Below are 12,921 nucleotides of genomic sequence, written 5' to 3' on the forward strand. Positions count from 1 at the left end.
TAAATGAATAAAGTTTCTTTAAACGGAGTCGAAATATATCCGTTCGATTCCGAACAGTCTTTGTTGTCTTTTGTAAACGATAATAAGGGCATATTAGTAGCCATAAATGCTGAGAAAATTTTACATGCTACAGATCAGACACGAGGAATTATCAATCGGAACATAGGGTATTGCGATGGAGCCGGCGCACAAATGGCTCTCAAACAAAAAGGTTTTGAAAATGCGTGTAAAATTCCCGGTTGTGAGTTGTGGCTCAAAATTGTAGCTCAATTTTATAGAGAAAAGACTTTTTATTTGATAGGTGGTAAACCTCAAATCATAGAAGAAACTGTGTCTAAACTGCGTAAAGAATATGCAGGGATTCACATTATCGGTTATCGGGATGGATATATCAAGGCAAACGAGGAACGGGAAAGACTTATAAAAGACATAACCGAAAAAAGACCTGATGTGGTATTTGTGGCTATGGGGTCTCCTAAACAGGAATTACTGATGGAAGAAATACAGCATAGACACAAAGCCATCTTTCAAGGATTAGGCGGCAGCTTCGATGTATATACTGGCCATGTGGAAAGGGCTCCTAAATGGTGGGTGAACCACAATCTTGAATTTGCCTATCGGTTGCTCAAAGAACCGAAAAGAATAAAACGGCAAATTCACTTGATAAAGTATGCCTGGTGGCTGATAACTAAAAAATTATAGAACAATGAAGAAGGTAATGCTGGTCTTCGGGACTCGTCCGGAGGCCATTAAGATGGCTCCGTTGGTGAAGGAGTTCCAAAAAAAATCAGCAGACTTTGAAACAATCGTCTGCGTGACGGGGCAGCATCGTGAAATGCTCGATCAGGTGTTGCAGATATTCGATATCAAGCCGAATTATGACTTGAACATCATGAAGCAGGGGCAAGATCTGTATGATGTAACCGCCCGTGTGCTGACCGGGATGCGTGATGTGTTGAACAAGGCGAAACCTGATGTGGTATTGGTGCACGGTGACACAACCACTTCTACTGCCGCCGCACTCGCAGCTTTCTATCAGCAGATCCCTGTAGGTCATGTAGAAGCGGGCCTGCGTACCCACAACATATACAGCCCTTGGCCGGAGGAGATGAACAGACAAATAACAGGGCGCATTGCCACCTATCACTTTTCTCCGACCGCTTTAAGCAAGAAAAATCTGTTGACGGAAGGTGTGCAGGAGGACAAGATAACCGTAACAGGGAATACGGTCATCGATGCCCTTCATATCGTTGTTGATAAAATAAAGACTGACGGAGCTCTACAACAAGAACTTGCCGGGGTGCTGGAAAAAGCGGGTTACGATACCTCACGGCTTGCTGATGGCAAGAAACTCGTTTTGATAACCGGACACCGACGTGAAAATTTCGGAGACGGATTCATCAGCATGTGCACAGCCATTAAGGATCTGACGGCAAAATATCCATATGTGGACTTTGTCTATCCGATGCACTTGAACCCCAATGTCCGCAAACCTATCCATGAAGTATTCGGGGAGAATTTGAATAGTTTGGGAAATATGTTCTTTATCGAACCATTGGAATATCTGAGTTTCGTGTTCCTGATGGAAAAAGTGACCCTTGTCCTTACCGACAGCGGTGGTATTCAGGAAGAGGCTCCGGGGTTAGGCAAACCGGTACTGGTGATGCGTGACACCACCGAACGTCCGGAGGCGTTGGATGCAGGAACGGTAAAATTGGTAGGAACCGATTATAACAAAATTGTCTCCGAGGTATCGATTTTATTGGATGATGCATCTGCTTATGAGCAAATGAGTAAAGCCATTAATCCTTACGGTGACGGAAAAGCGTGTATGCGTATAACGCAAACACTTAATGTTCGGTTGTAACTTTTGTATTTTCTTGACACATTCACCAGAAGAAATATGTTAGTACCGAAGGTGAATGTCGTATTGCAGGCGGACAAAGACATCGGCAGCATAACAGAGGCAGACATTTGGCTCAATTGTATGGACGGCAACGGTAACTTCTTGTCTGTGGCTGCGGAAGACCATACCGGCGACGGACATTACATTGCCACCTTGCCGTTAGACTACAGCCCGGTAGAGCCTTTCATCCAAGTTCACTTGAATGAAATGGTCTATGATTACCTGTCCATTCCGAATTTCAAAGCGGGACAGGAATGTCAAATCTCGCTTATACTCGGTACGGACGGGCTTCGCACACCGGGAATAGGAGCTGAAATCGACGACTGGGAAGTTGTGGAAGGAGATGTCACATTCGTAAAATGACAAAATATAATAAATGACGCCTGCTGGTTTTGTTATCATTGGCAGGCGTTTCACTTTTTATCCCTCATTCAGGAATCCCGGCATTTACCGAGTGTTCCGCTTGTTCTGCACGTCTTTTTCCCATTTCGATGTGAAGGATTTACCACAAAGGGCTTGGAGAAGAAGAAACACATAGCAGAACTGAAAATCCGACCTAGCTAAAAAGAAAAACAGATTTCTTATTTATGCCTTCAGACTCCGGACAAATTAACTCTATAGTTTTTTGAGCATTCCTTCGTTCGTATTGGGATTTATGGTTATTTTTGTAATTCAATCAATAATATGACGATAATGGCAAAGACATACCAAAGGACTAAATTACAAGAAGTCACGATCAGAGGATATAAATCCATAGCCTATGACAGACCTGTGACCTTGAAGCTGGGTGATGTCAGCATCTTGTTGGGTGCCAACGGTGCAGGCAAGAGCAATATCATCAGTTTTTTCCGGATGCTGAGCTACATGATGAGCAAGTCATTCGGGAGATATGTGGAAATATCGGGCACGTCTCATGCCTTGCTGCATTACGGCATTAAACGGACACCGGTCATGTCCGGAGAACTGAAGTTTGCCGACAGCAATTCCATGGATGTTTATGGCTTTTCATTGGCCAATGCCACTCCCGACAGGCTGATTATCACGGAAGAGCGGATTACATGGCATCGCAAGGGGGAGAAAAAGCCCTATGAGATAGCACTGGAACCGAATTTCAAGGAGTCCGCTCTCGCAGAGTGTGAGGATCCGGTTGCCAAAACTATTTTCCAGATGCTTTCTTACTGCAAGGTATATCAGTTTCACGATTCATCGACAGAGGGGCCGCTACGTCAGGCTTGTCCCGTCGAGACGGCCAATTACCTCCAGTCGCACGGAAACAATCTGCCTTCTTTCCTGCTGTTCCTGCGGGAGAACTACAAGGATGCCTACAACCGGATTGTTGACTATGTCCGTGACGTAGTTCCCCAGTTCCAGGACTTCTATCTGGAGCCCGTGGGTGGTATCATTTCTCTCCGGTGGATAGATAATTCTGCCACGGACTATCGTTTCAATGCCTACCAGTTCTCCGACGGATCTATCCGTTTCATTGCCCTGGCCGCCTTGCTTCTGCAGCCTGCCCAGACAATGCCCAACGTCATCATTTTGGATGAACCGGAACTTGGCTTGCATCCCTATGCCATCAGCCAGCTGGCAGAAATGATTAAGGATGCGTCCATACACGCACAGGTCATTATTGCCACGCAGAGCAAGGATTTGGTCGATCATTTCGACATCGGCGATATCTCTGTGGTGGAAATGAACAAGGAAACGCAGGCAACCTCTGTCACTCACCTTGACGCCAAAGAATATCATCTTTGGCTTCAGAACTATACGGTGAGCGAACTTTGGGACAAAAACATCATAGGAGGACGTCCCGTATGAAAGCGAAGATTATTCATGTCCTTTGTGAGGGACAGACGGAACAGGGATTTGTGGAGGAAGTGTTGCGTCCCTACCTGCAAGCGCAAGGTGTGGCAGGTGTAAAAAGCATCCTGATTACCACTAACAAGAAAAAGAATGCCCGTGGTGGAATGCTGAGCTATGCTCAGGCGGTGACAGACCTAGAACTGTTGCGGAAAATGAAGATGGACGGCGAATACGAACGTCATGTTTTCACAACGATGTTCGACCTCTACGCATTGCCGGATGATTTTCCCGGTTATGAAGCAGCCAAAGCAATCGGTGAGCCTTACGCCCGTGTCGCAGCATTGGAAACGGCGTTTGCTGAAGCAATCAACGATAGTCGTTTCATTCCCTATATTCAGCTGCATGAATTTGAAGCTCTGCTCTTTTGCGGTATTGACTATCTGGCAAAGCGTTACCCCGGTTGTGAGAAACGCTGCGAACAGCTGAAAAAAGACCTGGAGAAAACCAGCAACCCCGAGCTGATAAACAATAGTCCGGAAACGGCTCCGAGCAAACGTATTATCAAGGCGATAGAAGGAGACAAAAAACAGCATTACAACTACAATAAGCCGGCTACCGGCAAAGATGTTACCAAAAGTGTCGGCATGGATGAACTTCGTGCCCGGTGCAGTCACTTCAATGAATGGATAGAAAAGTTGATAGACTGCTGATTCTGTAATCAGATAATATCAAGGTTCTGACAGACAGGTTCGAGTGTTTATCTCAAAAATGGAAGAGATGGGGATTATACAGAAAGAGGGTGTAGGAAGAAATACTCGCTATATAAAGACTGCGAGTTTCCCATCTTTTAATTGAGAAGACAATTTTTGCTCTGTCCAAAAAACAAGTTTTTGGTCAAAAAACAGCACAAATAACTGATTATCAATTATTCTTTCAATGCCCGAAAATCTGTTTTTTTGTACGAAAGAGTTCTTTCACTTTTCTATCCCTCATTCCGGAATTCCGGCATTTACCAGATATTACTAATTAAAAAATTTAGATAAGTAACGAGATGCTAGATTTGATTAGTTGCTCGTAAGGTATAAGGCATCGACATTCTTCTGTTATTTAGTCAGTTGAAAAAATGTAACAATTATTTCTCTGATACCTAATACTTTTTCTATTTACACCATCCACGGATTCTTATACGGATCATAATCCGTCTGGAAAGTAGCCAGTTGCCAGTCGGTGACAGGTTTCTTCGAGTCATCGACTTTGCGGGGAATCTGCGGATTAAGCCGTAGTTTGGCGGCATCATTGAGCCATTTCATGCTATCCTCGTAATCGCGCATGCGGACAACACTGACATTATTCGGAGCAATGAGTTTCGTGAGTTCGTAGATGGCCAGCCGGACCATGTGCTTCTTGAGATTGTAGTTGCGGGGGTCATGCAACGAGAGGTTCTGCCCGACTTGCGGTGTGTCCGCGTTCACATCCGTTTCCGGGTAAAATACCCGTCCGTCATAAACGACATATTCGTGTTCCGACAACTCATAGGCATTGTATGATGAATCGTAATCGGCTATGGCTCCCCAGCAGTCGGAAACCATCGGGTCAAGATTGTAATCGAAACCTTCAAGCGTCATCAAAGTATAGAATGCTCCTTCATACTCGACGACTGCCCACAGAGGATACTCGACAGGCTGCCATAACGAGGCTTCCGCCTCGATCCAACCGCCGACCAACGGGATACGGACATCATCGAACTTGTACCCGTTTTCATTAAGACAAGTATAAACAATGCCGTTATAATTCACTTTATCTCCCGGATAATAGGTGTTGAACTGGGAATAATTTACAACTTGTCCCGCATCGACACGGATATCAGAACTCTCTTCCCAATAGACAACCGTTGCCGGCTTGCGATAGCCGCTGACGGAGCGTATCACCTCATGGATTTGTCCCTCGAAATAGACATGCACACCCACGGGATAGGTAATCCGACGGTCGTATTCGGCGATATATTTTCCTTTTGCAAGTTCCTTTTCAATCTCGTAGTTCTCCGACAAATATTCCACGATACTCATCTCCGTCGATTCTTCCGCCTGGATGAATCGTGCATCATTGCCCCGCGTGAGTTGTGCCAGGGCTTCCGGAGTAATTATCCCAAGATAGTCGTCATTATTGAGAAACCGTCTGTACATATCCTTGTTCCGTTATTAGTATGAAAATCCTTCCTGAATTACCGATGTGGATACCACATACCCGTTCCCGTCGCCTCCGCTCTTGAACTTGTACCAGCTGTCACGCAGGTAGTAACAGAGCAGGTAGTCAAGGCAGTCGGACAAGTGCCCGTACCGTTCATATTTGACACCGGTTTTCGGGTCGGTGGTCTTCTGTTTGCTCTTGGTACCGTCCTCGTTACGAAGCTGGTAAATCAGATCCTGGGTAAGTTTGCGACATTTGATATCGATTTGTATCTCCCAGCCTTCATAGCCCCCGAATACCTCGTTGACGAACTCGCACCGTGTAGCCTGCGGAGGCTGCTTGCGTAATAGCTTTACCTTCGGTCGCAGGATTCCTCTGCCGAAAGTGTCCGTGATGATGGTATAGTTGTTGATGCCGTCCTCGTTGGTGGTGGAGCGTTGTAACCCGGAAGGGTCACCGGTCACATCCACTCCGCCGATATGCTTGTCCCGGTAAAGTTTTAAGCGTACTTTCCGTGCCAACGCAGGTGTGTTGTTCTCCTTTTCCTCCGGCTTGCCGAGTATCTCTTCCAGTATATAGACCTTCCTGTTTTCATAGTCTATTTGTGCGGAGAGCACCGACATTTGGGGGGCAACATTGAAGTCCCACACCGTGATGAGCGGCTTGGTCGGATCGTATGCTTTTTCTTTCAGTCCGGTAACGAGATGCCGGGAGCCGTCGAAACTGTTATAAATCGCCATATCGTTGGCTTCCACGAAATCCCAGTTGCCATAGAGCAGGCGTTCCTTTGTCGCCTGATCCCGGATCTTGTTCAGGGCCGCCTCGTACACCTGACGGAAAGCGATATTCGGGTTGTCAAACACGGAAAAAGGTATATACGCTTCACCCTCGCGGCAGATGACCTTGTCTCCGTTTTCGTCCTGCACGAAGCGGGAACGCACCCAGTTAATCGTCGGATTGGTGGTGAGCAGCATTCTCGGAGTCTTGAATGTCTCATGGGTTCTCCAGCGGAGACGGGAGAACAGCACTTCGACGGCCCGTTCCGAGATTTCCGACACCTCGTCCACCATGGCGATGGTGTATTCCGAAGAGCCGAAACGCTCGAAGTTGGGGTCGCTGGGGATATCCGCCATCTCCTTCATGATGATGACCGAGTCATTCCAGAATGTGAGCGTGCCTTCGAGGTTGTTTATCTTGTAGTTTGTATCCTCTTTCAGTCCCCAATCCTTCAGAATCGACTTGATGGTATTCCATGTCGATTCCTTCAACGACTTGAGTGTCTTACGGGCCACCACCGCACGGATATTCTCGAACCGGATACATGAAGACACCAGCCAAACGCTGCCGATATACGATTTTCCGCCGCCGGCCGCTCCGCCTCCCAGTATCAGCTGCGGCAGGTTCTGCGACTTGCAATGCCTGCATTGGGGCCTGTACTGAGGGTTGCCTTGCTGGTCATAGCCGATAAGGATTTGCTCGATCTCCCCGCCACAATGGGGACAATAGTTCGGTTGCAACAGTTTCCAGAGTTCATACTGCCGTGGGGACGGTTTGAACTCGATGCGCAGGTTTCTGGGTGGTTTGAGCCTGTTGACCGCCATTAGATTTATACAATCTGAATGGTTATGTCCCTTTCGGACTCGAGTATAGCATACAGTTTTTGGAATGTAGTACGGGATTCCAAAACTTTTCCCTTGACCGTATTCTTTCCCACGATGATACAGCCGGCGGAATCGACTTCGGTATTGCCGGAATGGATCAGGATGCCGAGGAAATGCGGCACATCATGCAGATATGGCATTTTCTTCTTGTACCTGGGACTGTACTGAAGAGTGACTTTATAAGTCCCGGCAGGAATGGCAGTCTTGGCATAGACCTTTTCCTTGCAGGTACAGGAACGGCCGCGAGGAGTATCCGGACAGGTTGCCGGAAGTTCCCTCACGGCATCTTCGATGGTATTACAGAAAAATTTGCCGTCGATGGACAGGTCACCTATGGTATAGGTCTGACCTTTGAATTTGCGGTTGAGTGTCAGCTTCATACTTCGATACTATTTGTATCGAAAGAGTAGAGACGGACGCCGGCTAATGTTTATTATATGTGTTTGTAAAAGGAGGATATTTCAGGAAATGATGTATCTTTGTGAACGGATTGACAGTATTTAATCAAGAGTTAATATGACAAAAGCGGATATCGTCAGGGAAATAGCAACGCAGACCGGTCTGGAGAAGCAGGTCGTGTTACAAGTTGTCGAAGGATTCATGGATAGCGTAAAGTCTTCCATGATAAACGGCGAGGAGGTTTATCTTCGCGGCTTCGGCAGTTTCATCATCAAGCACCGTGCGGAAAAGACAGCACGCAACATAAGCAGGAATACCACGGTGATAGTGCCTGCCCACAATATCCCGGCATTCAAGCCGTCAAAAGCCTTTGCAGGAAGGATGAAATCAGACAAATAAGGTGATTATATGCAACAGGAGCGTTATTCAGATGATCCTGTTACTTTATACAGGGCAACGAGGTTGGCATTGTCCGATTGGAACAGGAAACGGCCGTTGCTTAAAAGGCATTCGTGGATGGTGTTGTCATTAGGATCCGACTCCAATAAAGCCCCCGCCTTGTTTTCATCGATAAGAAGCATTTCTATGCCTTGTACGGTGGCGGCAGTTGCATCAGCAGGAATTTTCAAAAGTTCATCCATCAGATTCATGTCGTTCATAATATCTCCGTATTTGGCTTGAGTCCCGTCAAGCATTCAATGTACCAAGACCAAAAAGCGTGGGACATAACCCGTAGCACCGAGGTTCTGGTAAACCTATCCGCAAACAAGTTAAGCCCACGCAAAAGCATAGGCGAAAACTGTTTGTCCTGCGGATAAGTGAAATTTACCAGATTTCGGTGCATGACAAAAGCTAACGCTTTCCGTATTTTATTATGTCGTTCTGCCAATATGGTTTTTATGCCGCATCTGCAGAAGAACCGGCATTATGTGATAACGACCGGACGTGTAAAGGCTATTTCTTGGATTCTTCCAAGGAAACCTTACGAAACTCTTTCATCAGTTTTTCCAATTCCAACGAAGTCTTGCGGGCACGGGTACCTGCGGCCTTGTTGCCTTTTTCAATCTGAAGTGCCGCATCCGTGGAGAATGTAGCATATACTTCCTGTATCTTTGAAACCAACTCTTTCATATAAATATTATTTAAGTTATTGACTACAAAGGTAGTGAAAATAATCAAGAATAAGAGCGATTCTGTCAATATAATAAATATCACATTGGTAATCAATGACTTTTAACAGCCATTATACCGTATGATTTATCCATCAGAGAAATTGTCAAGGTGTTTACAACTTTATGGATATGTCTGGTCAGAACATTTCTTCCATCTGCCGCTTGATTTCTTCCCGCTTTGTATTCTTGTAGTAATGCTTATAGATGGTCAATGGGCTGTTACCAGCCATCTCTGCAACCACATACGGATTATTACCGGCATCTACCATCTTCGATATGAAAGAGCCACGGGCGGAATACCATGTGATGTTTTCTTTAATGCGCAACATCTTGCATGCTTTCGTCAAGGTTTGTGAAAGGCGTGTGGAAATTTGCTTGACACGTGTAGTCTTCTTGGAAGTGGTCGTGTGTTTATGAGTAAAAACAGGAAATACATAATTTCCATAACTTTGCCCACGGTATTTATTCATGATGGCTTTTGCTTTACTGAGTAATTCCGGTTTGGCTGTTTTGGGAAACTTGATACGTTCATAGACGATGCGGTCTTCCTGGACCAAATCCCATGTCAGGTTACATACATCGACATTCGCCATACCTCCGGTATAGTAGCTGAACAGGAACAAATCAAGATGCAACTGCTCTTTTTTCGTAAACAAGGTACGGTCAACATTTGCGATTTTAGCTATGACTGTTTCCGGAACTGCTCTTGAAGTGGTTTCCGGCCAATTAATATCATCACCGAGACAGAGGAAGTTATCCATATTCACCCCGTACATCTCTTTCTTTTCTGCCTGCCTGCATACGGCACGGAGCAACCTTAGTTTGTGTGTAAGTCCGGCCTTGTTGCCATTTCTGATACCTCTTTCTTTAAGCCAAAACGCAAAGTCAAGAAGAAACTCTTCTGTAATATCCGTAAAGAAATAAGAGGAAAAGGCTTTTTCATATTTTTCCTTTGTAAACGCCTGCAGTTCACGCTTGAGATAGACATACCGTTTAGCATTGGTCGTGCTGTCGACAATCTGACCGTTCTTGATGCGTTTCTTGTTTTTGAATGTCTCTTCAAGATAATCGATCATCTGCTGGACACTCTTTACTTTGACCTCGGGTTTGGCCGCCTTGATTTCATCGAAGCAATGTGATAGCTGGACGGGCGACCAGTTCCTGCCTTCCATCTCCCAGGTATCGGCGACATGCAGATATTTGGTTCGCAAATCGAAAAGCAGTTTGTTCTTGGTAGTGGCCTCCGCACTCCCTACACGGAAACTCTGAGACTTGACATCCCAGTCTTTTAATAGCCCTGTGATGTTTATAACCTTCGGCACACGGGCGTAACCGGTCTTGAAGAAAATTATCTCCAGCTTGACCATCTTGGTGTCTTTCGGGTTCTGCTTACCCCTGATGTTAATCGTGTACATAGACTGATAACGAGTTAGTTAATGACTTATTATTAATTCGCATTAGTAGGAATCAATTGGTATTAATTAACCTACATAGAAACCTACATGAAAAGAGTAGTTTCCTTAGCGAAATAATGTTTATACGGATAAATCCGTACTTGTGTCATTTACTAACTCGTTATCAATCAACTATTTTCCCTAATCACAAAAGTTGTGTCCGAAAAAAGGGTGTGCCTTACGGGCATCCTTTTTTATTCCCCGGACCGCTTATTTGAGCAGTTTGTACATATCCGGCAGGTCGTCCTCGAAAAGGATCTGATCCTTCCGGGAGAAATCCATAAAATCCTTCTCGGAATAGCACCCGCGGAAAGCGCTGAAATAGTGCCCGCCGTTTGTCGGGAAATCGCCGTTGCGCCACAACAGCACGAACGATACAGGCTCGTTCTCGATAATCTTGTAGAGCATCGACGTCCACCATTTCTTGTTGTAGTAGTTCGACTCCTCAGGATTGTTGTTCTCAAGACCCGTTTCGGTCAGCGCCAACGGTTTGTTCTTCGTATAGGCGATATTCTTCATCAGGCGGATCATCTGCAATCCCTTGTGGTCGTAGTCCGCACCGTTGCGGTCGTAGGCGTCGAGTCCCAGAATATCGACCCATTCGTCGCCGGGCCAGTATTCGAGGTAGGCATCGCGCGAATTGAGATGGACCATATCGGGCGAATAGGCCCAGATCAGATTGTGCAGCCCCTTCACGTCGCTCAGGTACGAGATCGTGAACTGCCACAAGGCGACGAACTCCTGCGCCGTCGCATTTCCCTTGCCCCACCAGAAGCCGGAGCCGGTATGCTCATGCCACGGACGGAAGATCAGCGGAATAGGCTCGCCTTCGGGCGACTTGAGGCTCAGCATGAAATCGGCGACCTTGTCGAGCCAGCCTTTGAACTTTTCGTGGTTCTCGCCGCCCGGAATGATCGAATAGACGGCGCGCGTCCCGGTCCCACGAGTTTCCGCCCGAAACGGGATTGGCGCAATGCCACGAAATCGTATTGACGGCTCCGCGTCCGAATGCCGCGATGATGTGCTTGCGCACTTCGGTGAAAAGCTCTCCGTCGATATTGGTCTCCATGTCCAGCTCGATGTTGGAAAGCTCCCAGCCGCAGACTGCCGGATGGCTGCCCGTCAGGTACTTCGTGTCCGAAAGGTCGGTGTCGTCGCCGGCCCACCATTTCCTGTTGTTGTCCAGACCGTACAGGGTCGGTATCTGATGGCCGAACATCGTACCGCGCTCGGCCAGCACGAACAGATTTTCGTAGAGCGTCCGGGTAATGGCCGTGGCGCCGGCATCGACCATGGTCTTGGGGCCTTCGGGATACCCCGAAGGCGCGCGGCTCGGCACACCGTTCACCTCGGAACATCCGAGACCGAGGACAACAGCCATGCAGGCGCACGCAGAGAACAGCAATTTCTTTTTCATGTCGTTTTGAGTTTTAGGTTGAATTTATACGGATATTTTCTTCTGGGTGTAGAACGTCTTGAATGGACTGGGAGTCAAACCCTTTCCCTTCTTGAAGATCCGGTTGAAGTTGGAGAGGTTGTTGAATCCGCATTTGTAGGCGATCTCCGAAACGTTCTTGGTCGGGTTTTCGATCAGCATGCGCGAAGCCGCCCCAAGGCGAATGTCGTTGAGCAGATTCACGAAGCTCTTTCCGGAATGCCGTTTGATGAAACACCTGAACGTCGGTTCGCTCATGTTCACGAGGGCCTTGACCTCGGCGATGGATATGTCCCGGTGGAAATTATCGTTCAGGAACTGCATCACCTTCTGGATGCGCGGCATGTCGTAATTGACGTTGTTCTCGATCGACACGGAGCGCTGGGCGAGGATATGGTAATCGCTCTCGCGCGCCAGACAGTTGAGAAGCATCAGGAAGTTGAGCACCGAATCGAACCTGTCTTCGCTGCGTATCAGGTTCTCCACGATCGGCTCGACACGGGAAACCGTCTCTTCGGAGAATGCGATGCCGCGGCGCGCATACTCGAACATCTTCTTGATCGGATAGAACTGCTTCTTGTCGATGAACCCCGATTCGAACAGATCGGGCGAAAACTGCACGCAGACCTCATGGACATCGGCATTCTTCGAAAAATTGCCGTTCAGCCACGCGTGTTCGAGGTAGGAACCCGTGATCAGGACCAGATCCCTGTCGGATATTTCGCGGACGGAGTCACCCACGATGCGGGTCGCCCCCCGCGCTCCGTACACAAGGTTCAGCTCGTACTCCTTGTGGATATGCACGGGGAAGCAGAATTCGCGTTTGTAACGGTCGAACACGACGAAGCAGTCCTGCCCTGAAATAGGCGGTATCTCGGTCAATATGTCAGGATTGGGCATAACA

General features: G+C 47.2%; 14 protein-coding genes and 1 pseudogene. 6 read left to right on the plus strand and 9 right to left on the minus strand.

All coding sequences use genetic code 11. The features are described 5' to 3' along the window. Positions 1–3 precede the first annotated feature (3 nt). The 5 genes from ACESTR_RS01685 to ACESTR_RS01705 all read left to right on the plus strand — a co-directional run bounded on the left by ACESTR_RS01685 (position 4) and on the right by ACESTR_RS01705 (position 4,419). Positions 4–702, plus strand: coding sequence for a WecB/TagA/CpsF family glycosyltransferase (locus ACESTR_RS01685; protein ID WP_004293520.1), 699 nt, complete (start codon positions 4–6; stop codon positions 700–702). A 4-nt stretch (positions 703–706) separates the two neighbouring features. Continuing rightward, complete coding sequence (gene wecB / locus ACESTR_RS01690) at positions 707–1,867, plus strand: non-hydrolyzing UDP-N-acetylglucosamine 2-epimerase (RefSeq protein ID WP_004293519.1); 1,161 nt, start codon at positions 707–709, stop codon at positions 1,865–1,867. Between the two features lie 36 nt (positions 1,868–1,903). Beyond that, complete coding sequence (locus tag ACESTR_RS01695) at positions 1,904–2,269, plus strand: hypothetical protein (RefSeq protein ID WP_004293518.1); 366 nt, start codon at positions 1,904–1,906, stop codon at positions 2,267–2,269. 330 nt (positions 2,270–2,599) lie between these two features. After that, positions 2,600–3,724: an AAA family ATPase gene (locus ACESTR_RS01700; protein ID WP_004293517.1), complete on the plus strand. Its 1,125-nt coding sequence runs from the start codon at positions 2,600–2,602 to the stop codon at positions 3,722–3,724. Beyond that, entirely contained in the window at positions 3,721–4,419 is a 699-nt protein-coding gene (locus ACESTR_RS01705) for a DUF4276 family protein (protein ID WP_004293516.1), read from the plus strand. Before ACESTR_RS01700 ends, ACESTR_RS01705 begins: the two co-directional genes overlap by 4 nt. 453 nt (positions 4,420–4,872) lie before the next feature. Here the strand turns inward: ACESTR_RS01705 and ACESTR_RS01710 are convergent, their stop codons facing one another. The 3 genes from ACESTR_RS01710 to ACESTR_RS01720 are packed head-to-tail and all read right to left on the minus strand — an operon-like array spanning position 4,873 to position 7,937. Then, positions 4,873–5,892 (minus strand): hypothetical protein, encoded by a 1,020-nt coding sequence (locus ACESTR_RS01710; RefSeq protein ID WP_004293514.1) that lies wholly within the window; start codon positions 5,890–5,892, stop codon positions 4,873–4,875. Between the two features lie 15 nt (positions 5,893–5,907). Then, positions 5,908–7,497 carry a phage terminase large subunit gene (locus ACESTR_RS01715; RefSeq protein ID WP_004303996.1) on the minus strand — a complete coding sequence of 530 codons (1,590 nt, stop codon included), beginning with the start codon at positions 7,495–7,497 and terminating at the stop codon, positions 5,908–5,910. A gap of 5 nt (positions 7,498–7,502) precedes the next feature. After that, positions 7,503–7,937, minus strand: coding sequence for a DUF5675 family protein (locus ACESTR_RS01720; RefSeq protein ID WP_004293512.1), 435 nt, complete (start codon positions 7,935–7,937; stop codon positions 7,503–7,505). 136 nt (positions 7,938–8,073) lie between these two features. On the opposite strand from ACESTR_RS01720, the gene ACESTR_RS01725 reads away from it, so the two are divergent. Then, the gene (locus ACESTR_RS01725) at positions 8,074–8,355 is read left to right on the plus strand and encodes an HU family DNA-binding protein (RefSeq protein ID WP_004293511.1); all 282 of its coding nucleotides are present in this window, start codon (positions 8,074–8,076) and stop codon (positions 8,353–8,355) included. A gap of 23 nt (positions 8,356–8,378) precedes the next feature. Here the strand turns inward: ACESTR_RS01725 and ACESTR_RS01730 are convergent, their stop codons facing one another. The 6 genes and pseudogenes from ACESTR_RS01730 to ACESTR_RS01755 all read right to left on the minus strand — a co-directional run bounded on the left by ACESTR_RS01730 (position 8,379) and on the right by ACESTR_RS01755 (position 12,917). Beyond that, positions 8,379–8,615 (minus strand): hypothetical protein, encoded by a 237-nt coding sequence (locus tag ACESTR_RS01730; RefSeq protein ID WP_004293510.1) that lies wholly within the window; start codon positions 8,613–8,615, stop codon positions 8,379–8,381. 295 nt (positions 8,616–8,910) lie between these two features. Then, positions 8,911–9,087, minus strand: coding sequence for a histone H1 (locus ACESTR_RS01735; RefSeq protein WP_004293509.1), 177 nt, complete (start codon positions 9,085–9,087; stop codon positions 8,911–8,913). 178 nt (positions 9,088–9,265) lie between these two features. Continuing rightward, positions 9,266–10,543, minus strand: a complete 1,278-nt coding sequence (locus ACESTR_RS01740) for a phage integrase SAM-like domain-containing protein (RefSeq protein WP_004293508.1) — start codon at positions 10,541–10,543, stop codon at positions 9,266–9,268. Positions 10,544–10,792: 249 nt separating this feature from the next. Then, a complete protein-coding gene (locus tag ACESTR_RS01745) occupies positions 10,793–11,695 on the minus strand; it encodes a glycoside hydrolase family 26 protein (protein ID WP_373178799.1) in 903 nt (300 codons plus the stop codon). Further along, a pseudogene (locus ACESTR_RS01750) lies at positions 11,583–11,999 on the minus strand (beta-mannosidase); the annotation flags it as partial. The gene ACESTR_RS01745 and the pseudogene ACESTR_RS01750, both read right to left, overlap by 113 nt. Positions 12,000–12,023: 24 nt before the next feature. Then, positions 12,024–12,917, minus strand: coding sequence for an AraC family transcriptional regulator (locus ACESTR_RS01755; protein WP_130063158.1), 894 nt, complete (start codon positions 12,915–12,917; stop codon positions 12,024–12,026). Between the last annotated feature and the right edge of the window lie 4 nt (positions 12,918–12,921).

Source organism: Alistipes sp. DJF_B185 (genome assembly GCF_964250025.1).
GTDB classification, from domain to species: domain Bacteria; phylum Bacteroidota; class Bacteroidia; order Bacteroidales; family Rikenellaceae; genus Alistipes; species Alistipes finegoldii.

What these genes read in the sequence shown, in the direction of transcription:
- wecB (WP_004293519.1), top strand. Translation starts at nt 707, where the DNA reads ATGAAGAAGGTAATGCTGGTCTTCGGGACTCGTCCGGAGGCCATTAAG.
- ACESTR_RS01730 (WP_004293510.1), bottom strand. Translation starts at nt 8,615, where the DNA reads ATGAACGACATGAATCTGATGGATGAACTTTTGAAAATTCCTGCTGAT.
- ACESTR_RS01725 (WP_004293511.1), top strand. Translation starts at nt 8,074, where the DNA reads ATGACAAAAGCGGATATCGTCAGGGAAATAGCAACGCAGACCGGTCTG.
- ACESTR_RS01735 (WP_004293509.1), bottom strand. Translation starts at nt 9,087, where the DNA reads ATGAAAGAGTTGGTTTCAAAGATACAGGAAGTATATGCTACATTCTCC.
- ACESTR_RS01705 (WP_004293516.1), top strand. Translation starts at nt 3,721, where the DNA reads ATGAAAGCGAAGATTATTCATGTCCTTTGTGAGGGACAGACGGAACAG.
- ACESTR_RS01710 (WP_004293514.1), bottom strand. Translation starts at nt 5,892, where the DNA reads ATGTACAGACGGTTTCTCAATAATGACGACTATCTTGGGATAATTACT.
- ACESTR_RS01755 (WP_130063158.1), bottom strand. Translation starts at nt 12,917, where the DNA reads ATGCCCAATCCTGACATATTGACCGAGATACCGCCTATTTCAGGGCAG.
- ACESTR_RS01695 (WP_004293518.1), top strand. Translation starts at nt 1,904, where the DNA reads ATGTTAGTACCGAAGGTGAATGTCGTATTGCAGGCGGACAAAGACATC.
- ACESTR_RS01740 (WP_004293508.1), bottom strand. Translation starts at nt 10,543, where the DNA reads ATGTACACGATTAACATCAGGGGTAAGCAGAACCCGAAAGACACCAAG.
- ACESTR_RS01700 (WP_004293517.1), top strand. Translation starts at nt 2,600, where the DNA reads ATGGCAAAGACATACCAAAGGACTAAATTACAAGAAGTCACGATCAGA.
- ACESTR_RS01685 (WP_004293520.1), top strand. Translation starts at nt 4, where the DNA reads ATGAATAAAGTTTCTTTAAACGGAGTCGAAATATATCCGTTCGATTCC.
- ACESTR_RS01720 (WP_004293512.1), bottom strand. Translation starts at nt 7,937, where the DNA reads ATGAAGCTGACACTCAACCGCAAATTCAAAGGTCAGACCTATACCATA.
- ACESTR_RS01715 (WP_004303996.1), bottom strand. Translation starts at nt 7,497, where the DNA reads ATGGCGGTCAACAGGCTCAAACCACCCAGAAACCTGCGCATCGAGTTC.